Annotated in this window: 20 protein-coding genes and 1 tRNA gene; 14 read left to right on the top strand and 7 right to left on the bottom strand. The window is 68.9% G+C overall.

All coding sequences use genetic code 11. The features are described 5' to 3' along the window. Positions 1-36 precede the first annotated feature (36 nt). Positions 37-3,372, bottom strand: a complete 3,336-nt coding sequence (locus QLH51_RS09310) for a TonB-dependent receptor (RefSeq protein ID WP_125658046.1) — start codon at positions 3,370-3,372, stop codon at positions 37-39. A gap of 176 nt (positions 3,373-3,548) precedes the next feature. On the opposite strand from QLH51_RS09310, the gene QLH51_RS09305 reads away from it, so the two are divergent. The 3 genes from QLH51_RS09305 to QLH51_RS09295 are packed head-to-tail and all read left to right on the top strand — an operon-like array spanning position 3,549 to position 7,800. Continuing rightward, the gene (locus QLH51_RS09305) at positions 3,549-5,054 is read left to right on the top strand and encodes a tryptophan halogenase family protein (RefSeq protein ID WP_125658043.1); all 1,506 of its coding nucleotides are present in this window, start codon (positions 3,549-3,551) and stop codon (positions 5,052-5,054) included. Continuing rightward, positions 5,051-6,304: a tryptophan 7-halogenase gene (locus QLH51_RS09300; RefSeq protein WP_125658040.1), complete on the top strand. Its 1,254-nt coding sequence runs from the start codon at positions 5,051-5,053 to the stop codon at positions 6,302-6,304. Before QLH51_RS09305 ends, QLH51_RS09300 begins: the two co-directional genes overlap by 4 nt. Further along, positions 6,301-7,800 (top strand): tryptophan halogenase family protein, encoded by a 1,500-nt coding sequence (locus QLH51_RS09295; RefSeq protein ID WP_125658037.1) that lies wholly within the window; start codon positions 6,301-6,303, stop codon positions 7,798-7,800. The genes QLH51_RS09300 and QLH51_RS09295 overlap by 4 nt, the downstream gene beginning before the upstream one ends. A gap of 155 nt (positions 7,801-7,955) precedes the next feature. On the opposite strand, the gene QLH51_RS09290 is transcribed toward QLH51_RS09295, so the two are convergent. Then, entirely contained in the window at positions 7,956-8,981 is a 1,026-nt protein-coding gene (locus tag QLH51_RS09290) for a cupin-like domain-containing protein (RefSeq protein WP_125658034.1), read from the bottom strand. A 95-nt stretch (positions 8,982-9,076) separates the two neighbouring features. On the opposite strand from QLH51_RS09290, the gene QLH51_RS09285 reads away from it, so the two are divergent. After that, positions 9,077-10,222: an SGNH/GDSL hydrolase family protein gene (locus tag QLH51_RS09285; RefSeq protein ID WP_206429035.1), complete on the top strand. Its 1,146-nt coding sequence runs from the start codon at positions 9,077-9,079 to the stop codon at positions 10,220-10,222. Between the two features lie 236 nt (positions 10,223-10,458). Here QLH51_RS09285 and QLH51_RS09280 read toward each other — a convergent pair whose 3' ends face one another. Together QLH51_RS09280 and QLH51_RS09275 are read right to left on the bottom strand one after the other, a co-directional pair. Beyond that, positions 10,459-11,691 (bottom strand): glycoside hydrolase family 27 protein, encoded by a 1,233-nt coding sequence (locus tag QLH51_RS09280; RefSeq protein WP_125658031.1) that lies wholly within the window; start codon positions 11,689-11,691, stop codon positions 10,459-10,461. Between the two features lie 112 nt (positions 11,692-11,803). Next, complete coding sequence (locus QLH51_RS09275; protein WP_125658028.1) at positions 11,804-12,082, bottom strand: DUF2798 domain-containing protein; 279 nt, start codon at positions 12,080-12,082, stop codon at positions 11,804-11,806. 139 nt (positions 12,083-12,221) lie between these two features. Here QLH51_RS09275 and QLH51_RS09270 point away from each other — a divergent pair, with 139 nt between their 5' ends. The 10 genes from QLH51_RS09270 (at position 12,222) to QLH51_RS09225 (ending at position 21,247) form a co-directional block, all read left to right on the top strand. After that, entirely contained in the window at positions 12,222-13,751 is a 1,530-nt protein-coding gene (locus QLH51_RS09270) for a CoA-acylating methylmalonate-semialdehyde dehydrogenase (protein ID WP_125658025.1), read from the top strand. A 4-nt stretch (positions 13,752-13,755) separates the two neighbouring features. Then, a complete protein-coding gene (locus QLH51_RS09265; RefSeq protein ID WP_125658024.1) occupies positions 13,756-14,685 on the top strand; it encodes a polysaccharide deacetylase family protein in 930 nt (309 codons plus the stop codon). Continuing rightward, on the top strand, positions 14,685-15,077 hold the full coding sequence (locus QLH51_RS09260) for a RidA family protein (protein ID WP_125658021.1): 393 nt from the start codon (positions 14,685-14,687) through the stop codon (positions 15,075-15,077). Before QLH51_RS09265 ends, QLH51_RS09260 begins: the two co-directional genes overlap by 1 nt. Beyond that, complete coding sequence (locus QLH51_RS09255; protein ID WP_125658018.1) at positions 15,074-16,213, top strand: acyl-CoA dehydrogenase family protein; 1,140 nt, start codon at positions 15,074-15,076, stop codon at positions 16,211-16,213. The genes QLH51_RS09260 and QLH51_RS09255 overlap by 4 nt, the downstream gene beginning before the upstream one ends. 211 nt (positions 16,214-16,424) lie before the next feature. After that, positions 16,425-17,459: an enoyl-CoA hydratase/isomerase family protein gene (locus QLH51_RS09250; protein WP_125658015.1), complete on the top strand. Its 1,035-nt coding sequence runs from the start codon at positions 16,425-16,427 to the stop codon at positions 17,457-17,459. A 122-nt stretch (positions 17,460-17,581) separates the two neighbouring features. After that, entirely contained in the window at positions 17,582-18,358 is a 777-nt protein-coding gene (locus QLH51_RS09245; protein WP_125658012.1) for an enoyl-CoA hydratase, read from the top strand. 11 nt (positions 18,359-18,369) lie between these two features. After that, positions 18,370-19,245, top strand: a complete 876-nt coding sequence (mmsB, locus tag QLH51_RS09240; protein WP_125658009.1) for a 3-hydroxyisobutyrate dehydrogenase — start codon at positions 18,370-18,372, stop codon at positions 19,243-19,245. 51 nt (positions 19,246-19,296) lie between these two features. Further along, positions 19,297-19,382 (top strand) — tRNA-Leu (locus tag QLH51_RS09235). Between the two features lie 42 nt (positions 19,383-19,424). Beyond that, the gene (locus QLH51_RS09230; protein WP_125658006.1) at positions 19,425-20,816 is read left to right on the top strand and encodes an ABC transporter substrate-binding protein; all 1,392 of its coding nucleotides are present in this window, start codon (positions 19,425-19,427) and stop codon (positions 20,814-20,816) included. A 5-nt stretch (positions 20,817-20,821) separates the two neighbouring features. Further along, positions 20,822-21,247, top strand: a complete 426-nt coding sequence (locus tag QLH51_RS09225) for a DUF4112 domain-containing protein (protein WP_125658003.1) — start codon at positions 20,822-20,824, stop codon at positions 21,245-21,247. Here the strand turns inward: QLH51_RS09225 and QLH51_RS09220 are convergent, their stop codons facing one another. Genes QLH51_RS09220 through nadC form a run of 3 tightly spaced genes read right to left on the bottom strand, consistent with a single transcriptional unit; the run spans position 21,248 to position 23,268 of the window. Further along, a complete protein-coding gene (locus QLH51_RS09220; RefSeq protein ID WP_206429034.1) occupies positions 21,248-21,967 on the bottom strand; it encodes a ribonuclease T2 family protein in 720 nt (239 codons plus the stop codon). After that, positions 21,964-22,395 (bottom strand): hypothetical protein, encoded by a 432-nt coding sequence (locus QLH51_RS09215; protein WP_125657996.1) that lies wholly within the window; start codon positions 22,393-22,395, stop codon positions 21,964-21,966. Before QLH51_RS09215 ends, QLH51_RS09220 begins: the two co-directional genes overlap by 4 nt. Positions 22,396-22,425: 30 nt before the next feature. After that, a complete protein-coding gene (gene nadC / locus QLH51_RS09210; RefSeq protein WP_125657993.1) occupies positions 22,426-23,268 on the bottom strand; it encodes a carboxylating nicotinate-nucleotide diphosphorylase in 843 nt (280 codons plus the stop codon). Positions 23,269-23,519 lie beyond the last annotated feature (251 nt).

The following is a 23,519-nucleotide window of genomic DNA, read 5'->3' as shown; positions in this document are numbered from 1 at the left end:
TGCGACCCCCTGAAGGTGTTTTCCCGAACGCAGGGATCAGAGCGTAAGGCGCGCCGTCAGCTGGAACTGGCGATCGCTCTTGAAGTACGAGCGCGGCGCTTCCTGGCCGTCGCTGTTAAGCACGAACGTCGTCCGCGTCGTCGCGTCGAGCAGGTTCTGGACCTGCAAGCCGATCTTGAACTGCGGATTGACGGTGTAGAACAGCGATGCGTCCATCTGCCCGGCCGCCAGCGCATAGACCGGCAGGAACGGGAAGCAGCAGTCGCGGTTGGTCAGCAGATACTTCGAACGCCAGCTGTACGCCACGCGGGCATAGACGCCGGCGAGATCGTAGAAGGCCGAGACGTTGAAGTTGTACTTCGACAGCTGCGACAACGGCAGGTTGTCGTACAGCCCCGCCACGTCGAGCGGCGGACGGTTGCCGTCCTCGGGCCGGTTGTCCGGCACCGCGTTCGGGATGTTGCCCGCCTCGATGTAGGTGAAGGTCGCCTGCGACCCCAGGCCGCGCAGCGCGCCCGGCAGGAAGTCGTAGGTCTGCTGGTACGACAGTTCCGCACCCTTGATGTCGGCATTGCCGGGCACGTTCACCGGACCGTTGATCGTCGCGGCAAAGGTCTGGCCGTTGTTCGTAAAGCTGCGGCTATACCCGAAATTGTCGAGGATGATGTTCGACAGCTGCTTGTAGAACACCGCTGCGGTCAGCGAGCCGACCTTGGCGAAATACCATTCGGCGGTCAGATCGACCTGCTTCGCATCGATCGGCTTGAGGAACGGGTTCCGCGAATTGGCGCTGAAGCCGTAGATCCCGGTCGTGTTCGCTGACGACGGGTTCAGCCCGACGAAGTTGCGCAGGTCGGTGAAACCCGGACGCGAGATCGCCTTCGATGCCGCAAGGCGGAACAGCAACTGCGAATTCGGCTGGAACTTGATGTTCAGGCTGGGCAGCCACTTGTCGAACGACTGGGTTGCGACGCCGGTCGCGTTGCCGCTGTTCGAGAAGGCGACGATCGCCGCCTGCTGGGCCGGGGACACCGTACAGATCGGGCGAACCGTGTTGTTGGTGTTCGGGCTGGCGCAGAATGCCGCGACGGTCGGGAAACCGCCCAGCGTGTTGGCGATGTTCGGGAAGGTGGTGCCGCCGAACGACTGGTCCTCGGTGTGGACGAAGCGCACGCCGATGTTACCCGACACATTGCCTTCGCCGCCGCCAAGGCCGTCGACGCCGAAGTCCAGACGGGCATAGCCCGAATAGGTCTTTTCGGTGATGCGATAGACCTCGCTCGGACGGAAGAAGCCATCGACCAGGTCGGTGCCGCGATCCTCGAGCGGGGTATAGCCGCCGCCGCCCTGGCGGGTGGCGGTGCGCAGCAGCGCGGTCAGCGCGTCGTGGTTGGTCAGGATGCCGTCCTGAATGCCCCAGACCACCGGCGGCTGGATCGCTTCGCCACGATAGAAGTCGGCGAAGTTCACCGGCGTCATGCTGTCGCGATAGCGATCGACCGTGGCGAGGCCCGAGGTCCAGGTGTCCGACACCGCGCCCCAGTTGTTGTAGTCGTTGGCCTTCACCGTCTGGTCGCGGGTGGTGTAGCGGCCACCGACGCGCACCTTGCGCAGGAACGAATCGTCCGACACGTCATACTGCGCATCGGCGCGGAACGCCCATTCGTCGCCGTCGCTGTGCGTGCGGTTGTTCATCGCGTCGCGGATGAAGGTGTTGGTCTGGCTGGCGAAATACGGGCCGACCGCCTGGTTGCCCGGCGGGACCAGCGTGATCTGCGGCACGTTGCCGCGCCCGTCGATCTGCACGCCGCTGAACGTCGCCAGTTCGACCACGTCGTCCGAATCGCGCGCCTTCGAATAGACATACTGCCCGTCGAAGTTCAGGTGGAGCCGTTCTGTCGGGTCCCACTTGACGTTCAGCGACTGGTCCTGCGTGAACCCGTCGGTCTGGAAATAGCGGTTGCCGAGGGTGGTGTACTGGCCACCGAACTGCTTGATCAGCGTCCCGCTGGTGAACAGGCCGTCGTCGCTATAGGTCGGCTGGCTGAAATTCTGTCCGGCGACCGGCGCGAACGAGTTGTAGCCCTGCGGGAAGATCTGGTTCGCATCGCCGTAATAGACGTTGGGTTCGACGGTACGGTCGAGCCAGCTCTGCGACGATTCGGCGCGCAGGAACTGCGCGGTGACCAGCAGGCTGCGCGAGGCGTTCTCATACTGCGCGGCGCCCGAATAGCCGACGCGCTTGCGGTCAAATTCCTGCATGCGCATGCCCGCGCCCAGCGGCACGTAGACGAAGTCGCGGCCCGACGGCACCGGATAGCGATCCCACAGCGTCGACTGGTACGGCGTACCCGCGTTCAGCACGCGACCTTCGCCGGCATCCTGCTGACCGTTCTGGTTGGTGTCGTCGTTGTAGCGCGGCAGGAACGATGAATAGAACACCGAGTCCGACCGGCTGCGCTGGCGGTTGTAGCTGCCGCTGGCCATGATGCCGAAACGGCCGCCGTTGTTCAGGTCCCATTGCTTGGAGAACAGGCCGACCACGGCCGGTTCGCTGCGGCCGTTATAGTCGCCATAGTTCACACTGGCCGACAGGTATATCAGCGTTTCCTTGGTATCGAACGGCTTGCGGGTGTTGATGTTCACCGAACCCGAAATGCCGCCTTCGATCATGTCGGCGGTCAGGTTCTTGTACACCTCGACCGAACCGACCAGTTCGGTCGGCACGTCGTTGAAACCGATCTCGCGACCGCCGCTGACGCCGAAGCTGTCGCGGCCGTTGAACTCGCCACGAACGTACGACAGACCGCGGATGGTGACGCCCGATCCCTCGACCGAGAAGTGCGCGGTGTCCGTCGCGGCGGCGAAACGCGTGATCGCGACGCCGGGCACGCGCTGCAGCGCTTCGTTGACCGAACGGTCGGGAAGCGCGCCGATGTCCTCGGCGGTGATGGCGTCGACAACGGTGTCAGCATTGCGTTTGATCGACTGCGCGTTCGCCAGCGATTGACGCAGACCGGTGACAACGATGTCAGAACCGTCCGACGAATCGGCTGCCGGGGTCTGGACGTCCGCCGCCGTGACGTTCGACTGGTCCGGAGCGACCTGGTTCTCGATCGACATGCTGCCCGACACGGGGCGCTTGCCGGCGCCGGCACCGGCGGGAACCGAACCGTCGGTCTGCGGTCCGGTTTCGGTCTGCGGCTTGGACTGGTCGTCGCGCGATGCCGGAGCAACCGTCGTCTGCGCCATGGCGCCCGTCGCTGCCAGCTGCACCGCGACCGTCAGCGCCAGCATTGACGCCGTCGCACCCAGTCGCTTGCGCGTCTTCAAACCGTCCACGGCATATTGCCCATGGCGTACCACCATCATGCTTCCTCCCCAAAATCCCCGAACGGGGATTCACTGACAACCTCGCATTCGCGGGTTACCATCCGGGTAATTGTCTGTTTTGAGCAACACAACGGAAATATTATAATTTGGTTTTTCTATTGACGATCCTTGGTCCACTGTGGCGTCGCGGTGACAGATAGAGGCGGTGGGAGCGGATGAAGGGCCAGGGGGAGAACGCAGGCGAAGCGGTGCGCGTGGTCGTGGTCGGCGGCGGTACGGCGGGCTGGATGACGGCCGCGGGCGTTGCCGGGCTGTTGCCCGCCGCCTGCACCGTGACGCTGGTCGAATCGGAGGCGATCGGCATCGTCGGCGTGGGCGAGGCGACGCTGCCGCACCTGCGCGCCTATCTCGAACGGTTGGGCATCGACGAGACGGCGTTCATGGCCGCGACCGAGGCGACCTACAAGCTCGGCATCGAATTCCGCGACTTCGGGGCGATCGGCGACCGGTACATCCATCCCTTCGGCACCTATGGCCGGCCGCTGGGCGGGGTGGCGTTCCACCATTACTGGCTGCGGCGGGCGCGGGCCGGGACGGTGCCGCCGATCGGCGCTTTTTCCGCCGGCGTGACCGCCGCCGAACAGTGCCGGTTCGAACGGCCGGGCAGCGATCCGAACGATCCGACCACGTCGTTCGGCTATGCCTATCAGTTCGACGCGACCCGCTTCGCGCCGTTCCTGCGCGACTGGGCGGAAGCGCGGGGCGTGACGCGGGTCGAGGGGCGGATCGTCGCGGTCGAGCGCGACGGCGATACCGTGAGCGCCGTGACGCTGGACGACGGTTGCCGGATCGAAGGCGACCTGTTCGTCGACTGTTCGGGTTTCCGCTCGCTGCTGCTGGGCGACGCGCTGGCCGAACCGTGGGAGGACTGGTCGCACTGGCTGCCGTGCGATCGCGCGGTGGCGGTGCCGTGCGCCAGTCCGGCAGGGCCGACCGAGCCGTTCACCCGGGCGACGGCGATGCCCGCGGGCTGGCGCTGGCGCATCCCGCTGCGCCACCGCGTCGGCAACGGCTATGTCTATGCCGCCGGCCATGTGTCCGACGACGAGGCCGCCGCCGCGCTGCTGGCCGGGCTGGACGGCGAAGCCCTCGCCGAGCCGCGTTTCCTGCGGTTCCGCGCCGGACGGCGGCGGCGCAGCTGGGCGGGCAACGTCGTCGCGGTGGGGCTGGCGTCGGGGTTTCTCGAACCGCTCGAATCGACCAGCATCTATCTGGTGCAGGCGGCGATCACCGCGCTGGTCGAACATTTCCCCGACCGACGGGTGGCCGACGTCGATCGTGACGGGTTCAACGCGGCGATCGATGCCGAATATGACCGCATCCGCGACTTCCTGATCCTGCACTATCACGCGACGACGCGCGACGATTCGCCGTTCTGGAACCATGTGCGGACGATGACGATTCCGGCCACGCTGGCCGACAAGCTGGCGCTGTGGCGCGGCAGCGGGCAGGTGGCGAAATACGGCCACGGCCTGTTCCTCGAACCCAGCTGGGTCGCGGTCTATCTGGGGCAGGGGATCGTGCCGGACGGCTGGGACCCGCGCGCCGACTTGCCCGAGGCCGGCGGGCTCGACCGGGCGCTGGGGTCGCTGGCACGGGCGATCGGCGACCGGGTGGCGGCGATGCCGCTGCACGACGTGGCGCTGGCGCGGCTGGCATGAACTCGCGCGCGGGGTTGCGATCGGTCGCGGTGATCGGCGGCGGGCCGGTCGCGCTGGTGTACGCGGTCGCGCTGAAACAGGCGCTGCCCGCCGCCGACGTGGCGGTGGTACCGGCCGCCGTGCCGGAGGATGCACTGGCCGATCGCTTTCCGCTGGCGCTGCCGTCGGTCCATGCCGTGCTGGCGCGGATCGGGATGCCGGTCGAGCTGCTGCTGGCGCGGGGCGTGGCGCGGCCACGGCTGGCGAGCCGGTTCGACGACTGGAGCCGCGACGGCGCGCCGTGGATGGTCGGCGACGATGCCGTGGCGACGCTGGCCGAGGGGCGGCTGCCCGCGCTGTGGCTGCGCGCGCGCGACGGGCGGGAGCGGGTGCCGCCGTTCCACGCGCTCGATCCCGCCTGCGTCGCGGCGGTGGCGGGGATCGTCGATCCGCGCGTCGAACCGGCGCTGCACCTCGATCCCGCCCGGCTGAACCAGGCGCTGGCGTCGATCGCGCGCCAGGGCGGGGTGCGTTTCGCCGCCGACGGGATCGCCGACGCCGACCTGACGATCGATGCGAGCGGGCGGCGTGACGGGGACTGGGAGGACTGGCAGGGCGCGCTGCCGTGCGGGCGGGTCGCCTTCGCGCCCGCCGCCGGGGAGGCGCTGTACGATGCCTATCGCGCGACGGCGCAGGGCTGGACCGCGCACTGGCCAGGCGTGACGGTGACGGCGGGCGGGCGCGAGGGGGTGGCGATCACCCCCGGTCGCCGGGCGACGCCGTTCCACGGGCGCGTGCTGGCGATCGGCGACGCGGCGGTACAGCCCGGGCCGCTCGGCCGTGCGGGCTTCACGCTGGCGCTGGGGCAACTCGCGCTGCTGCTTGAACTGCTGCCTGCGCAGGGTTCCGAACCGTTGTTGCAGGCCGAGCTCAACCGCCGCATGGCGTTGCAGGCCGACCGGATGCGCGATTTCCTGTCGCTGCATTATCATGGCGGCGGACGGACGCAGGGGCCGTTCTGGCATGGCTTGCGCAACCTGCCGCGCCCGGCATCGCTCGACGGCCTGCTCGCCCGGTTCGCGCGGCGCGGGCAGGTCGTCCCCGCCGACGAGGAACTGGTCCACCGCGATGCGTGGAGCGCGGTGCTGCTGGGGCAGGGGATGCGGCCGGAGCGCCCCGATCCGGTCGCGCTGTCGATCCCGCCCGACCGCGCCGCCCGCCTGCTGACCGACCTCGCCACCCGCATCGCCGCACTGGATTATCCCGCATGACCGACCGCCGTATCGCCCATGTCGTCATCGTCGGCGGCGGCACCGCCGGCTGGATGACCGCCGCCGCCGCGGGCCGCTTCCTCGACGACGGGCAGCGCCGCATCACGCTGGTCGAATCCGACGCGATCGGCACCGTCGGGGTGGGCGAGGCGACGATCCCGTCGATCCTGAGCTTCAACAAGCTGCTGGGCATCGACGAGGCCGAGTTCCTGCGCGAGACGAAGGGCAGCTTCAAGCTGGGCATCGAGTTCGTCGGCTGGCACCGGCCGGACAGCGGCTATTTCCATCCCTTCGGCAGCTTCGGCCGCGATATCGAGGGGGTGAACTTCCACCAGCTCTGGCTGAAGCTGCGGGGACAGGCGGGGATCGGCCCGATCGCCGACTATTCGCCCAGCACCGTCGCCGCCCGCGTCGCGGCGTTCGGCCCGCCGGTCGGCGATCCGCGCTCGCCGCTGTCGGGCATCGCCCATGCCTATCACATCGACGCCACGCTCTATGCCGCGTTCCTGCGCAAACGTGCCGAGGCCGACGGCGTCGCGCGGGTCGAGGGGCGCATCGTCGCGGTCGAACATGCCGACAACGGCCATGTCGCCGCGGTCCGGCTGGACGATGGCCGCCGCGTCGAAGGCGACCTGTTCATCGACTGTTCGGGCTTTCGCAGCCTGCTCCTGGGCGATGCGATGGGGGTGGGGTTCGAGGACTGGTCGCACTGGCTGCCGTGCGACCGCGCGATCGCCGTCCCGACCGAACGGACCGAGCCGGTGCTGCCCTATACCCGCGCCACCGCGCATATGGCGGGCTGGCAATGGCGCATCCCGTTGCAGCACCGCACCGGCAACGGCGTGGTGTATTCCAGCAGGTTCCTCGACGACGACGCGGCCGAGAAACTGCTGCTCTCGCGCCTCGACGCCGCCCCGACCGCCGCCCCCCGGCGCCTGTCGTTCACCGCCGGACAGCGGACGCGCATGTGGGCGGGCAACGTCGTCGGCATCGGTCTGTCGGGCGGGTTCCTCGAACCGCTCGAATCGACCAGCATCCACCTGATCCAGCAGGGCATCTCGAAGCTGTTCGCGCTGTTCCCCGACCGCGACTTCTCTGCCGTCGAGCGCGACGAATATAACCGGCAGATGGCGGACAATTACCGATCGATCCGCGACTTCATCATCCTCCACTACCATGCGACCGCGCGCGACGATTCGCCGTTCTGGAACCATGTCCGGACGATGGCGGTGCCCGACAGCCTGACGCGCAAGCTGGACCTGTTCCGACAGAAGGGCCGCGTCTTCCGCTACGAGGACGAACTGTTCGCCATGCCCAGCTGGGTCGCGGTGCTGCTGGGGCAGGGGATCGATCCGGTCGGCCACGATCCGGTGGCCGACGCGCTGGACGAGGAACGGCTGGCCGGGGCGCTGCGCCAGATGCGTGGCGCGACGGCGGCGGCGGTCGCGGGGTTGCCGCCGCACGGGGCGGTGCTGGCGCGGCTGGGGCAGGGATGAATACGCAGGCAAACCGTTCGTGCTGAGTAGGGGCTGAGCGCAGTCGAAGACCCGTATCGAAGCACCTGCCGCTATCCTTCGATACGCCCTTTCGACAAGCTCAATGGCTACTCAGGATGAACGGAGAGGGTGTGCGTCGCCGTATAGATGTTCGCTTACCCCAGCATCTGCCGCAGATACCCGCGAATCCGTGCATCGCGCTCCGCGCCGGGCGCGCCCAGTATGCCACGCGCCGCGACTGGCAGGTGGTCCGCCACCCCCGCCGCATCGTCGCCGAACACATAATGGTCGAACCAGGTGCGCAGCGCCGCGCGTTCCGCCGCCGGCCGGTCGCGCACCGCGAGGATCGCGTGGACCAGCGCGAGGAACGGCGCGTCGGGCGTCCCGCGCGTCCACCAGTAGTTGACCAGCACGTTCAGCGCCCCGGACGCCCGGATCTCGTGCCACCACAGCGTCGGGATCAGGATCGCGTCGCCCGGCGCCAGATCGGCGACGACCGCATGGGCCTGCGCCTTGGCGAACCGGGGAAAGCGCGCAAGGTCGGGGCGCTCGATATCGACCATCGTCGCGGGCTGTCCCGCCATGGTGACGTCGAGCGGGCCGATATACAGGTTGGCGACCTGTTCGGGCGGAAACAGCACCACCCGCCGCCGCCCGGCGACGACCACCGCCACGTTGCTGGCCATGTCGAAATGCGCCGACACGCGGCTGCCATTGCCGATCCACACCCGCGCGGTCGCATCGCCGGTCGGCAGCGGCAGGACGTTGTCGCGCGTCCAGCCGGGGAAATGCTCCTTCGCCGCGCTCGCCCCGGCATAGAGCGCGGGCGGCGTGGGGGCGTCCGCCGCCTGCAACAACGCGTCGAGCAGAACCGGCAGCGGGATCTGCCCGCGTTCGAAATTGAACCCGCGCATGTCGTCGCGGTAGAAAAACCGCCCGTCGATCTCCGGCGCGCCGGCGAACAGCCCCAGCGGCCGCCCGCCGTCGAAGCGGCGCAGATAGGCCGCCATCGCGTCATGCCCATGGCCTGCCGCCGCCACCGCCGGCCAGTCGGCGGCGAGCCCGCGCAGCACCACCGGGCGGGCGGTGTCGAGCAGCGCGTCGAACGCCGCGGCATTTCCGGGAACGGGAATGTCGGCCAGCCGGGGGGCATTGTCGATCCAGTCGCCGTGCCGTGTCATACGTCCCTCTTGTTTTTCCGCTGGACCGGGTGTGGGTGGCAGCTATGCGCTGTAAAAGACACCGATTTGTTGCCGCCGGTATTCAGGAGACGACGATGCCCCCCTTACTGCTCCGCGCGGCGCTGCCGGCGCTGATGACCCTGCCGGCGCTGATCGCCTTGCCGGCGGTCGCCTCGGCACAGGAACGTCCCGTCGCCGGGGTCCAGCGGCTGTCCGGCGACGCGACCGACGCACGGCCCTTGCCGCTACAGGTCGGCGGGCGCGTGGCGCCGGGTACCGACGCATCGACCCGCTATCGCCGGCAATGGCCCGGGACCTATTTCGAGGCGGCGTTCCGTGGACCCGCGGTCGATATGGTGGTGGGACCGGGCGACGTGTCGCTGCGTATCGCGATCGATGGTGCCGCGCCGATCGCGCTGGTCCGGCCCGCGCCCGGCCGCTACCGGCTGACCGCGCCGTCCGCCGGCCGCCACCGGGTCCGCATCGACGTCGTCAGCGAATCGCAGGCCGGGCCGACCGCGTTCGGCGGGCTGTTCGCGCCCGCCGGCACGACCCCGTTGCCAGCGCCCGCCAACCGGCCCCGCTCGATCGAGTTCATCGGCGATTCGCACACCGTCGGCTATGGCAACACCTCGACCACGCGCGACTGCACCGAAGCGCAGGTGTGGGAGACGACGAACACGGCGCAGGGCATCGCCGGGCAACTGTCGCGCCGTTACGACGCCGCCTACCGCGTCAACGCCATTTCCGGCCGCGGCATCGTGCGCAACTATGGCGGCATGGCGGCGACGACCATTCCCGACGCCTATCCGTACGCGCTGTTCGACGGGCAGACGCCGGCGAACGACGTCGGGTGGCAGCCGCAGGTGATCGTCATCGCGCTCGGCACCAACGATTTCTCGACGCCGCTCAAGCCCGGGGAACGGTGGAAGACCCGCGACGCGCTGCACGCCGATTACGAGGCGCGCTATGTCCGCTTCGTGCAGGATCTGCGCCGCCGCAGTCCGGACGCCTTCTTCGTGCTGTGGGCGACCGATCTGGCCGATGGCGAGATCGTGCGCGAAGTGGCGAAGGTCGGCGCCACGCTGCGCGCGGCCGGCGAGAAGCGCCTTGCGGTCGTACCGGTGACGGGGCTGGCCTTTGCCGGCTGCCACTTCCACCCGAGCGTCGCCGACGATGCGAAGATCGCCGCGGCGATCGGTCAGGCGATCGACGGGCGCAAGGACGTTTGGGGACGGTGAACGCCACCGCCTCACCCCGGGCCTTATCGATACCTCTGCGAAAGGCCTCCATCCGTACCCCGGCGAAGGCCGGGGCCCAGTTGGGGGGCATTGGCAAGATACGGAACAGCCTTTCCAACTGGCCCCCGGCCTTCGCCGGGGTACGGCGAGGAGTTCGCTCTGTTCGAGACTTTCGCAGAGGCCTCGATCAAGTCAGGGGTGACGAAGAGCGTTGAATACCCGCCTACCAGTCCACCTCACGGATTCAACCGCACCATCGCCACGCCGTGCGGTGCGACCTCTGCCGAATAGCTGCGCGACAACCGCCCCAGATCCTTGTGCGCCCACAGGTCGCGCGCCTTCAGGCGGATGTTGGCGGGCAGGCCCAGCGTGGTCCAGTCGGCGGTGATCCGTGCCGGGGTCTCGCCCCGGTTCCACAGCAGCAGCGTCCGGCCGCCATCGGCCATCTGCTTGACCCATACCTCGCTGGTGCCGTCGCGGGCGACGCGGTGGCCCTGGCTGCCCAGCCGGTCCTGGTCGACCGCGATGACCTCGCGGTTGAGCAGGATGTCGCGGGTCGGCCGGTCCATGGTCGCGACGTCGTTGCCCGCGATCAGCGGTGCCGCCATCAGCGCCCATAGCGAGAAATGCGCGCGATATTCGGTGTCGGTCAGCCCACCATTGCCAACTTCGAGCATGTCGGGGTCGTTCCAGTGGCCCGGACCGGCATAGGGCCATAGCGGCTCGTTCAGGTCGACGATCGACGCGACGCCCCAGCTATAGCCGTGCTTGCCGATCCATTTGTCGGTGATGTCGCCGGTGGTGCGCCACATGTTGCCGATCTTCGACGCCCACAGCCATGGCTTCGACGTGCCCCATTCGCACATCGAGAACAGGATCGGCCGCCCGCTGGCCTTCAGCGCGTCGGCCATCGTGGCATAGGCTTCCTCGGCGTTGCGCACGCCGGTCGAGCACCAGTCGTATTTCAGGTAGTCGACACCCCAGCGGGCGTACTGGATCGCGTCCTGCGCCTCGTGTCCCTGGCTGCCGGGCCGGCCGCCGCACGTCTTGGTGCCCGCGTCCGAATAGATGCCGAACTTCAGCCCCTTGCTGTGGATATAGTCGCCCAGCGCCTTCAGGCCGCCGGGAAAGCGCTGGCGGTCCTCGGTAATGAAGCCGTCGGCGTTGCGGGTCCCGTGCCAGCAATCGTCGATGACCACATATTCGTAGCCGGCTTCCTTCATGCCGTTCGACGCGATCGCATCGGCGGTGGCGCGGATGACGCCTTCGTCGACCTTGCAGGCGAACTTGTTCCAGCTGTTCCAGCCCATCGGCGGCGTCCGGGCGAGGCCGTTGGCCATGCGCTTCGGGTCCTTGGATGGGGCCAGCGTGTTCGGATCGGTGTCGAGCACCTCCTGCGCCACCACCGGCTGGACCGCCGCGACTGCCGCGACCAGCATCGCCGTGACCCGTGAAACCCCTGCGCGCATCCTGCCCTCCCCGAACCCGCCGGACATGGTGCCCGATCGATAATGCAATTTATCATATTAATGGGGCGCAGGGAGGTCAATCGTTCTGCGGCACCTTCACCAACTTCCGGTGCTATTCGGGGGCATCGACCCCGAACAGCCGGTCGACCAGCCGCTGCACCACCGGTACGACCAGCAGCGACGCCGGCAATGCGGTGGCGAACCCGATCGGCGCCCCCTGCACGAACGCGTCCCGGAACCCCGCCGGCCCGACGCGGACCAGCGCACCGACCGCACCGATCAGCGAGGAAAAGATGAGGGCATTGATCGCCGACGACGTCAGCCGATAGCGGAATCGCGATCGAACCTTCACCGTCTGCTGCGCGCGTGCCTGCTCGGAACCATGTTGCATGGCCTGCCAAGCGGACGACCCGGGGCAAGGTTCCGACGATTGGGCGCTGACAGCCGCGCCCTGCTATGCCAAAAGCAATAATATTGCGCGGGAATGAGTCGGCGACAGACCGGCCCAACCGCGACCGACAGGAGAGTGTATGCGGGTCATCGATCATGTGATCGCCGGCGGAAGCCAGACCATGGACGGCGCGACGGGCGCGGTGTTCGATCCCAATCGCGGCGAGGTGCAGGCGCATGTCCGCCTCGGCACCGCCGCCGATCTCGACCGCGCGGTGGCGGCGGCACAGGCGGCGCAGCCGGGCTGGGCGGCGACCAATCCGCAGAAGCGCGCCCGCGTGCTGTTCGCCTTCAAGCAGTTGGTCGAGGCGAACATGCAGCAGCTGGCCGAGCTGCTGTCGAGCGAGCATGGCAAGGTGATCGCGGATGCGAAGGGCGACATCCAGCGCGGGCTGGACGTCATCGAATTCGCCTGCGGCGTGCCGCATCTGCTGAAGGGCGACTATACCCAGGGCGCGGGGCCGGGGATCGACGTCTATTCGATGCGGCTGCCCGTCGGCATCGGTGCGGGGATCACGCCGTTCAACTTCCCGGCGATGATCCCGATGTGGATGTTCGGCGTCGCCATCGCGTGCGGCAACGCGTTCATCCTGAAGCCCAGCGAGCGCGATCCTTCGGTCCCGGTGCGCTTGGCCGAACTGATGCTGGAGGCGGGTGCTCCGCAAGGTATCCTGCAGGTCGTGCACGGCGACAAGACGGTGGTCGACGCGATCCTCGACCATCATGCGATCGGCGCGGTCAGCTTCGTCGGGTCGAGCGACATCGCGCATTATGTCTACAGGCGCGGCGTCGCGGCGGGCAAGCGCGTGCAGGCGATGGGCGGGGCCAAGAATCACGGCATCGTCATGCCCGACGCCGATCTCGACCAGGTCGTCGCCGATCTGGCGGGGGCCGCGTTCGGATCGGCGGGCGAGCGCTGCATGGCGCTGCCGGTAGTGGTGCCGGTCGGCGACAAGACCGCCGAGCGCTTACGCGAAAAGCTGATCCCCGCCATCGCGGCGCTGCGCGTCGGGGTGTCGACCGATGCCGACGCCCATTACGGTCCGGTGGTGAACGCGCAGCACAAGGCGCGGGTCGAGGGCTGGATCGCCAGGGGCGTCGAGGAAGGCGCCGAACTGGTCGTCGACGGGCGCGGGTTCAGCCTGCAGGGGCATGAGCGTGGCTTCTTCATCGGCCCGACGCTGTTCGACCATGTGACGCCGCAGATGGAATCCTATCGCGAGGAAATCTTCGGCCCCGTGCTCCAGATCGTCCGCGCGCCCGATTTCGAGACCGCCGTCCGCCTGCCGAGCGAGCATCAATACGGCAACGGCGTCGCGATCTTCACCCGCAACGGCCATGCCGCGCGCGAATTCGCTGCCCGCGTCAATGTCGGCATGGTCGGCATCAACGTGCCGATCCCGGTGCCGGTCGCCTATCACAGCTTCGGCGGGTGGAAGCGCAGCGCGTTCGGCGACGTGAACCAGCATGGCGAAGAGGGCGTGCGCTTCTGGACGAAGGTCAAGACGATCACCCAGCGCTGGCCCGACGGTTCGGCGATGGGCGGCCAGGCCGAGGACGGCGCGGCGGCGCGGACGCAGGATGCGTTTGTTATTCCGACGATGGGATGACGATATGAAACTTTGGTTGGTGGCGGTCGTGGCGGCGTGCGTTGCCGCGCTGCCCGCGATGGCGCAGAAGCGGATCGCGCTGACCTTCGACGACGTGCCGCGTGCGCGGGGGCCGTTCCTGACCCCCGACCAGCGGACCGAGCGGCTGATCGCGGGCCTGCGCCGGGCGAAGGTCGCCCAAGCGGCGTTCTTCGTCGTGCCGGGCAACCTGTCCGATCCCGATGGCACAGGCGGCGAACGGCGGATCGCGGCCTATGTCGCCGCAGGGCATGTCGTCGCCAACCACAGTTTCAGTCATCCCGCACTGAAGGCGATGACCGCCGAAGCCTATCTGGCCGATATCGACCGGGCGGGCGCGTGGCTGGAAGGGCGGCAGGGGCTGCGGCCGTGGTTCCGCTTCCCGTATCTGGACGAAGGCGGCAGCGACAGGGCCAAGCGTGACGCGGTGCGTGCCGGGCTGGCCGCACGCGGGCTCGCCAACGGCTATGTCACGGTCGACGGGTCGGACTGGAATATCGAGAGCCTGACCGCCGACGCGCGCAAGGCGGGCAAGCCGGTCGACATGGACGGCTTGCGTGACCTCTATGTCGAGACGCATGTCGAATCCGCCGAGTTCGCCGACGGTCTGGCGCGCAAGGCGCTGGGACGGCAGCCGGTGCAGGTGATGCTGCTCCACGAAACCGACCTTGCCGCCTGCTGGATCGCCGATCTGGTCGCGGGCCTGCGCCGGAAGGGATGGCAGATCGTCAGTGTCGACGCCGCCTATCGCGATCCGATCGCGAAGCTGCACCCCGATGTGCCATCGGCGCAGGGGACGCTGCTGGAGGCGATCGCGTGGGAAAAGGGCCTGCCGGCGCCGCGCTGGTACGAGCGCAACACGCTGTCGATCGCGACCCCGCTGTATCGGCGGCGCGTGCTGCACGAGGCGCGGTGATGGCGCGCCGGCATACTGCCTCCGCTTCGCCCTACGAAGCCGCGATCGGCTTCGCGCGGGCCGTGTGGGTGGGCGACCGCATCCTCGTGTCGGGCACCGCGCCGGTCGAGCCGGACGGCAGCAGCACGCCGGGCGACGTAGCTGCCCAAGCCGAGCGCTGCTTCGCGATCATTTCGCAGGCGATCGGGCAACTGGGCGGGCGGATCGACGATGTCGTCCGCACGCGCATGTACCTGACCGACCCGGCCGATGCCGATGCGGTCGGGCGGGTGCATGGCAGGATTTTCGGCACCGTGCGGCCCGCCGCGACGATGCTGGTGGTGGCCGCACTTCTCCGCCCCGAATGGCGGGTGGAGATCGAGGCCGAAGCGATAGTGGAGAGTGAAGCGTGACCCAGTTCGACCTGACCGACGACCAGCGCGAAATCCAGGAGCTGGCGCGCCGGTTTACCGCCGACGCGATCACGCCGCATGCCGCGGAGTGGGATGAAAAACACATCTTTCCGCGCGACACGATCAGGCAGGCGGCCGAGCTGGGCTTCGCCGCGATCTACGTGTCCGAGGAATCGGGCGGGATCGGTCTCGGGCGGATGGAATCGGCGCTCATCATGGAGGCGATGGCCTATGGCTGTCCGTCGACCTCCGCGTTCATTTCGATCCACAACATGGCGGCGTGGATGCTCGACGCGTTCGGTTCGGCCGAACTGAAGGCGCGCTTCCTCCCCGACCTCGTCACGATGGCCAAGCTGGCCAGCTATTGCCTGACCGAGCCGTCGTCGGGATCGGATGCGGCGGCGCTGAAGACGAAAGCGGTGCGCGACGGCGACGACTATATCGTCACCGGCACCAAGCAGTTCATTTCGGGTGCGGGCGACAACGACGTCTATCTGGTGATGGTGCGCACCGGTGGCGAGGGGCCGAAGGGTATCTCGTGCCTGGTTGTCGAGAAGGACATGCCCGGCGTGTCGTTCGGCGCGAACGAGCGCAAGCTCGGCTGGCATTCGCAACCGACGCGCGCGGTGATCCTCGACCAGGTCCGCGTGCCCGCCGCCAATCTGGTCGGCGCGGAGGGGCAGGGCTTCTCGATCGCGATGCAGGGGCTCGACGGCGGCCGGCTCAATATCGGCGCCTGCTCGCTCGGCGGTGCGCAACGCTGTCTGGACGAGGCGGTCGCTTATACCAAGGCGCGGCAGCAGTTCGGCAAGCCCATCGCCGATTTCCAGAACACGCAGTTCACGCTGGCCGACATGGCGACCGAGCTGGAGGCGGCGCGCGCGCTGCTCTACACCGCCGCGGCCAAGGTGACGGCGAACGCGCCGGACAAGACGCGCTTCGCCGCAATGGCGAAACGCTTCGCCACCGACACGGGATCGAAGGTGGTGGATCAGGCGCTCCAGCTGCATGGCGGCTATGGCTATCTGATGGACTATCCGATCGAACGCTTCTGGCGCGACCTGCGCGTCCATTCGATCCTTGAGGGGACCAACCAGGTGATGCGGATGATTATCGGGCGGGAGTTGGTGAAGTGATGAACCGCGCCAATCCTCCCCGGCACGGGGAGGGGGACCGCCGCGAAGCGGTGGTGGAGGGGGCTGTCCTGATCCACTCCGGTTGCGATTGCGGCGCTCCCCCTCCACCAGCCTGCGGCTGGTCCCCAGTGCGGGGTCGGATTGTCCCCCGGACAATCCTCGACCATGCGGGGCATGGTCGATCCCACACTCCGTGCCGGGGAGGATTTGCATGATCCTTACCTCCATCGACAATCATGTCGGCCGCATCCGGCTGAACCGGCCCAAGGCGCTGCACGCGCTGAACCACGCGATGTGCGACGCCATGCTTGCCGCGCTGGAGGACTGGCGCGACGATGCGGCGGTACAGGCGGTGGTGATCGACCATGCCGAGGGGCGCGGTTTCTGCGCAGGTGGCGACATCCGCATGATCGCCGACAGCAGCGCCGCCGACGGGGCCGATGCCCGCGCGTTCTTCGCGACCGAGTACCGGCTGAACCACCGGCTGTTCACCTATGCCAAGCCGACCATCGCGTTCATGGACGGAGTGACGATGGGCGGCGGCGTCGGCATCTCGCAGCCGTGCCGCTTCCGCGTCGCGACCGAGAACAGCCGCTTCGCGATGCCCGAGACGGCGATCGGGCTGTTCCCCGATGTCGGCGGCGGCTGGTATCTGTCGCGTCTGCCGGGACGCATTGGCCAGTATCTGGCGCTGACCGGCGCGCGGCTGGACGGGGCGGAGATGCTGGCGCTGGGGCTGGCGACGCACCTGCTGCCCGCCGGCACGCTGGACACGGTGAAGCGGGCGATCGCCGCCGACCCGATGGCGGCGGAGGCGATCCTGTCCGACCATGCCGCGCCGGCGGGCGATGCGCCGATCCTGACGCAGCGCGAGGCCATCGACCGTCTGTTCGCCAGCGACGATTTCGAGGAAATCCTGGCCGCGCTGGAAGGCGACGGGTCGGACTGGGCGCAGGCGCAGCTGGCGACGCTGCGGCAGCGTTCGCCGCTGTCGTGCAAGGTGTCGCTGAAACTGCTGCTCGACGGTGCGACCATGCCGACCTTCGAGGACGAGATGCGGCAGGAATATGCCGTCGTCACCCGCATCGTGCAGCGCCCCGACATCGTCGAGGGGGTGCGCGCGGTGATCGTCGACAAGGATCATGCGCCGAAATGGGATCCGGCGACGCCCGAGGGGGTGAGCGACCACATGATCGACCGCATCTTCGCGCCGCTGCATGCGGGCGACGAGTGGCGGCCGCGATGATTTTTCCGTCATTCCGGCGCAGGCCGGAATCCATTGTGTCGGGACGTCGCCGCTCTTCCGGTAGCTTTGCCTGTCCATGGATTCCGGCCTGCGCCGGAATGACGATCCGTTAGGGAATTCCTATGTCCGACTATGAAACCATCCTCGTCGAACGCCGGGATGCCGTGACCCTGGTCACGCTGAACCGGCCGCAGGCGCTCAACGCGCTGAATGCGCAGATCCTGTCCGAACTGCTCGACGCGATGCGCGCGTTCGACGCCGATCCGTCACAGGGCTGCGCGGTCATCACCGGATCGGCCAAGGCGTTCGCGGCGGGCGCGGACATCAAGGAGATGCAGGAGATGGACTTCGCCGCCATGTATGGCGGCGACCATTTCAGCGGCTGGGACGCGTTCGTGCGCACCCGCAAGCCGATCATCGCCGCCGTGGCCGGCTTCGCGCTGGGTGGCGGGTGCGAGCTGGCGATGATGTGCGACTTCATCCTCGCCGCCGATACCGCGAAGTTCGGCCAGCCCGAGATCAAGCTGGCGGTGACGCCGGGCATGGGCGGATCGCAGCGCCTGGCACGCGCGGTCGGCAAGGCCAAGGCGATGGAGATGTGCCTGACCGGGCGGATGATCGGCGCGGAGGAGGCGGAACGCTGCGGCCTCGTCGCGCGGATCGTGCCGGCCGACGATCTGGTCGAGGATGCGGTCAAGACCGCCGCCACGATCGCGGCGATGGCGCCACTGGCGGTGAAGGCGAACAAGGAAATGGTCAACGCCGCGTTCGACACGACGCTGAGCCAGGGCGTGCAGTTCGAACGGCGGCTGTTCCACGGGCTGTTCGGCACGGCGGACCAGAAGGAAGGCATGACCGCCTTCGTCGAGAAGCGCCCCGGCAACTGGACCGGGCGATAGGAGGGCGGAATATGGCGCGGATCGGGTTCATCGGCCTTGGCAACATGGGCGGCGGCATGGCGGCCAATCTGGCGAAGGCGGGGCATGACGTGCGCGCGTTCGACCTGTCGGCCGACGCGCTGGCGCGGGCGAAGGCGGCGGGGTGCCTGGCCGTAGCCGATGCGGGCGAGGCGGCGGCGGGGGCGCAGGCGGTGGTGACGATGCTGCCCGCGGGCAGCCATGTCGCACAGGTCTATTCCGACGCGCTGTTCGACGCGGTCGATACCGGCGCGGTGCTGATCGACTGTTCGACGATCGACGTCGACACCGCCCGCCGCGTCGCCGGGGCGGCGCGGGCGAAGGGGCTGCACGCGGTCGACGCCCCGGTGTCGGGCGGGATCGCCGCCGCCAATGCGGGTGCGCTGACCTTCATGGTCGGCGGCAGCGACGCCGCCTTCGCCAAGGCCGAGCCGTTCCTGTCCGACATGGGCAAGGCGGTGATCCATGCGGGGACGAGCGGCGCGGGGCAGGCGGCCAAGATGTGCAACAACATGCTGCTCGGCGCATCGATGATCGCGACGTGCGAGGCGTTCGCGCTGGCGGAGAGGCTGGGGCTCGACGCGCAGACCTTCTACGACATTTCCTCGGTCAGTTCGGGCCAGTGCTGGTCGATGACCAGCTATTGCCCGGTCGCGGGCGTCGGCCCGGAAACGCCCGCCGACCGCGGGTTTCAGGGCGGGTTCGCCGCTGCGCTGATGCTCAAGGACCTGCGCCTCGCGATGCAGGCGGCGGCGGGGGCCGGTGCCGACACGCCGATGGGGGCCCGGGCCGCCGAACTGTACGCGCGCTTCGTCGAGGACGGGAATGCGGGCACCGATTTCTCGGGCATCATCCAGACGCTGCGCTGACGCAGGCGCTTGACGGACCCCGCCCGATCCGCTTGGAACGCGTGACCCCACGCGGACGTGGCGAAATCGGTAGACGCAGCGGACTTAAAATCCGCTTCCCATCGGGAGTGCGGGTTCAAGTCCCGCCGTCCGTACCAGCCACTGGCCGGGCGCCCGCCTTTCGTGGCAAGGGAGGGGCCATGGCGCGTTTCCTGTTCCTCGTTCCCGTGTTGCTGGCGATCGGTGCGTGCGACCGGGGGGCGGACGAGCGGCCGGTGGTGGTCGACGCGATCGAGCATGGCGCGCGGGGCGATGTCGAGCGGGTGCTGCTGCGCGGGGCGCTGGCGCAGGGACTGGTGCGGTTCGATGCGGCGGGGCAGGTCGAGCCGGCGCTCGCCGAACGCTGGAACATGGTCGACGATGGCCGCAGCTATATCTTCCGGCTGGGCGATGCGACGTGGAGCGACGGGCGGCCGGTCACCGCCGAACAGGTCGTGGCGGCGCTGCGCCGCGCGGTCCGGGTCGAGGCGGGGCATCGGCTGACCCCGTTCCTGCGCTCGATCGACGAGATCGTGGCGATGACGCCGCAGGTGATCGAGGTGCGGCTGAAGCGGCCCAATACCGAATTGCTGACCCTGCTGGCCCAGCCGGAACTGGCGGTGATCCGCGGGCCGCAGGGGACCGGGCCGCTGCGCCGGTTGCAGGGGCGCGGCATCCGGCTGCACGCGCCGGTCGACCCGCAGGCACCGCCACCGGTCGCCGCCGACGAGGTCCGGCTGCGCGGCAGTCGCGCGGCGCTGGCGGTGGTGCGTTTCGCCGGGAAGCGCAGCGATCTGGTGCTGGGCGGCGACTTCGCCGACTGGCCGCTGGTCGCCGCCGCCGATGTGCGGCCCGCCGATATCCGCGTCGATCCGGCGCGGGGGCTGTTCGGCTTCGCCTTCGTCTCGCGCGAGGGGTTGCTGGCGACGCCGTTCGGGCGGGCGGCGGTGGCGATGGTGCTGCAAAGCGCGAACCTGCCCGGCGCGATCGATGCGGGCTGGGGAGCGGCCGACACGGTGCTGCCCGAACGGCTCGATTCGCTGGCCGACCCGGCGCTGCCACCGTGGCGCAACCTGACCGAGGACCAGCGCTGGCCGACCGCGCGGGCGCAGGTGGCGGCCTATGGCCAGCCGGTGCGGCTGCGCGTGGCGCTGCCCGACGGGCCGGGTGCGACGTTGCTGTGGGGGCGGGTGGCGGCGGCGCTGGCGCGGATCGGGATCGCGGGGCAGCGGGTGGCGATCGATGCGCCGGCCGACCTGCGGCTGCTCGACCGGGTCGCGCCCTATGACAGTGCGCGCTGGTATCTGGCGACGGCGTGTCGGACCTGTTCGATGGAGGCGATGACGCTGATCGCGGCGGCGCGCGATGCCGGCACCCTGCCCGAACGGGCGCAGCGGCTGGCGGTGGCGGATGCGGCACTGGCGGCGGACGTGGCGTTCGTGCCGGTGGCGCGGCCGTGGCGCTGGTCGCTGGTGGCACCGCGGCTGCGCGCGTTCCAGACCAACGCGCGCGCGGTGCATCCGTTGAACCATCTGCGCGCCGACACCAGATAGGGGGCATGGCAAAGCCGACCCGCATCTCCCCCGAATTGTTCGAGCAGATCGCCGGACATCTCGACCGCAATCCCGCCGCCGTGCGCCGCCGCGTAGTGGCGATCGAGCGGCTGCTGGAACGATCGATGACGATCCCGGGCACGAAGCACCCGGTCGGGCTGGATTTCCTGCTGAACCTGATCCCGGTGGTCGGCAGCTTCATCGGCGCGGCGATGGGCAGCTACATGCTGTGGGAGGCCCGCAACCTGGGCATGTCGCGGTGGCAGATGGCGCGGATGGCGGGCAATGTCGGTACCGACTGGGCGCTGGGGCTGATCCCGGTCGTCGGCGCGGTGCCCGATTTCTTCTTCCGTTCTAACACGCGCAACCTGCGCATCATCCGCAAGCATCTCGACCGCCACCATCCCGCGACGGCGACGGTCGAGGGCTGATTACCCCGCCTGCCGCCCGCCGCGCCAGATCCTGACGCGGGTAGCGGGTGTCACGCCGCCCTGATGCGCCGGGCAGCGGGTGAAGCGGCGGCGGGTGTCGAGGCACAGCCAGACCTCGTCGAGCCAGCCGCGGGCGTTGGTGGTCACGCGCATCGATTGCGGCGTCATGCCGGGGTTCAGCCGGGCGATCGCGGCGGCGAGTTGTCCGGCGGTCAGGGTCGGCCGACGCGACAGCGCCATCATGTCGGGAAAGCGCAGCCGCTGGAACAAGGTGCGCGATTCGTCGAAATAGGCGGCGGGCGAGACGCCCATGCAGGTGCCGTGCTTGGCATATTCGTGCTGCAGCAGCTGGGCCGAGGGGGTGGCGCACAGGTTCCGGCGGATCACCGCATCGGGCAGGATCGGCGTCGACGCGCAATATTGCGGCCATTGCCTGCCCGTGCCGTCGGGCCACAGGCCGTGCAGCGTGAAGCCGAAGCGGTTGCCGCCGCCGCACTGGAAGGCGTTGCGCGCATCGTCGCGGCGCGTGCGGCAATATTCGGGGCTCCAGCTGATGGCCAGCGTGTAGCTGCCGATCGGGAGGACGCGGCGCGGCTGCTGCGGGCTGGGCAGGTCGGGGCGCGGGCGTTCGACGTGTGCAGGGGCGGCGCATTGCAGCGCCTGTGCGTGCGCCGCGACCGGCGCCAGCAGCAGGGCGAGGGTCAGGGCGATCCGCTTCACGCTTCGTCCTCCCCGACATCGGCGGCGAACCATGCGGCGGCGTCGGGGCGGAACAGGAAGAACACCGCCGCCGTCTGGAGCGCGACCGCGACGATGCGGACGATGCCGCCGCCGTCGAGGATCACCGCGCCGCTGGAAAAGCCGACGAACAGGCTGCCGACCGCGAAGACGGTGAAGGCAACGAGGATCCATCTGGCGACTCCGCTGGCGCGCCGGGCGATGAAGAACCACAGCAGCAGCGCGATGGCGACACCGACCGCGATCATGCCGCCGACCGCCGCGACCGCGCCCGATCCGAGCACCGCGGTGTCGGGATTCTCGGCCAGCCGTGCCATCGTGACCGGCCAGTCGAGGATGTTGCCGATCAGCCCGACGGCGATCGAGGCGAGATAGAGCCGGTCGAACCGGACGATCGAAGACGGACGCATCGCATTCCCCCCAAACAGTGCGACCGGTGGTTATGCGGCGTCGAGCGCGAAATCCAGCCCGATATCGGCCGCCGGGGCCGACTGGGTCAGGCGACCGACGCTGACATAGGTGACGCCGGTTTCGGCGATGGCGCGGATGGTGTCGAGCCGGACGCCGCCCGATGCCTCGGCCGGCACGCGCCCCGCGATCCGGGCGACGGCGTCGCGCAGCGTCGCCGGGGCCATGTTGTCGAGCAGGAGGTGGGTGGCACCGCCCGCAAGGGCCGGTTCGATCTGGTCGGGCGAATCGACCTCGACGATGATCCGCTCGATGCCCGCCGCCCGGGCGCGCGCAGTGGCTTCGCCGACCGATCCGGCGACGGCGACATGGTTGTCTTTTATCATCGCCGCGTCCCACAACCCCATGCGGTGGTTCGTCGCGCCGCCCATGCGGGTCGCGTATTTTTCGAGGACGCGCAGGCCGGGGATTGTCTTGCGCGTGTCGAGCAGCGTCGCGCCGGTCCCGGCGATCGCGGCGACATAGGTGGCGGTGAGGGTAGCGATGCCCGAGAGGTGCTGGACGGTGTTGAGCGCCGAGCGTTCGGCGGTCAGCAGCGCGCGGGCATTGCCGCGCAGCCGCATCAGCGCGGTGCCGGGCGCGACCGCATCCCCATCGGCGACCAGCGGTTCGATGACGACCGCCGGGTCGAGCCGGCGGAAGAAGGCGGCGGCGATGTCGAGCCCGGCGACGGTGATCGCGTCGCGGCTGTCCATCACCCCGGTGAACACCGCATCGGCCGGGATGACCGCGGCGGCGGTGATGTCGCCCGCCTCGCCCATATCCTCGGACAGGGTGGCGGCGACGAAGGCGGCGAGGTCGAAACCGGGGATCATGGGGCAGGGTCCGCGCTTGAAGGGAGTTCGGCTATAGCGGCGGGGAGCTCCAGGCGACAGGCGGTTTCGGGTCCGGTCCGGTGGCCGAAGGTCACGAAGGTCACGAAGGTCACACTATAGCCTGATGGCGTTGAACGGAACCGTTCGTCCTGAGTAGTCGCTGAGCTTGTCGAAGCGGCGTATCGAAGGACTGTGGTGATGCTTCGATACGGGCCTTCGACAAGCTCAGTCCCTACTCAGCACAAACGGTT

It is taken from the genome of Sphingomonas sp. 2R-10 (assembly GCF_030062225.1).
In the GTDB taxonomy this organism is placed as follows: Bacteria; Pseudomonadota; Alphaproteobacteria; order Sphingomonadales; family Sphingomonadaceae; genus Sphingomonas.
Note: the sequence above shows the minus strand (reverse complement) of the source record. Positions and strands in the feature narration are given on the sequence as shown.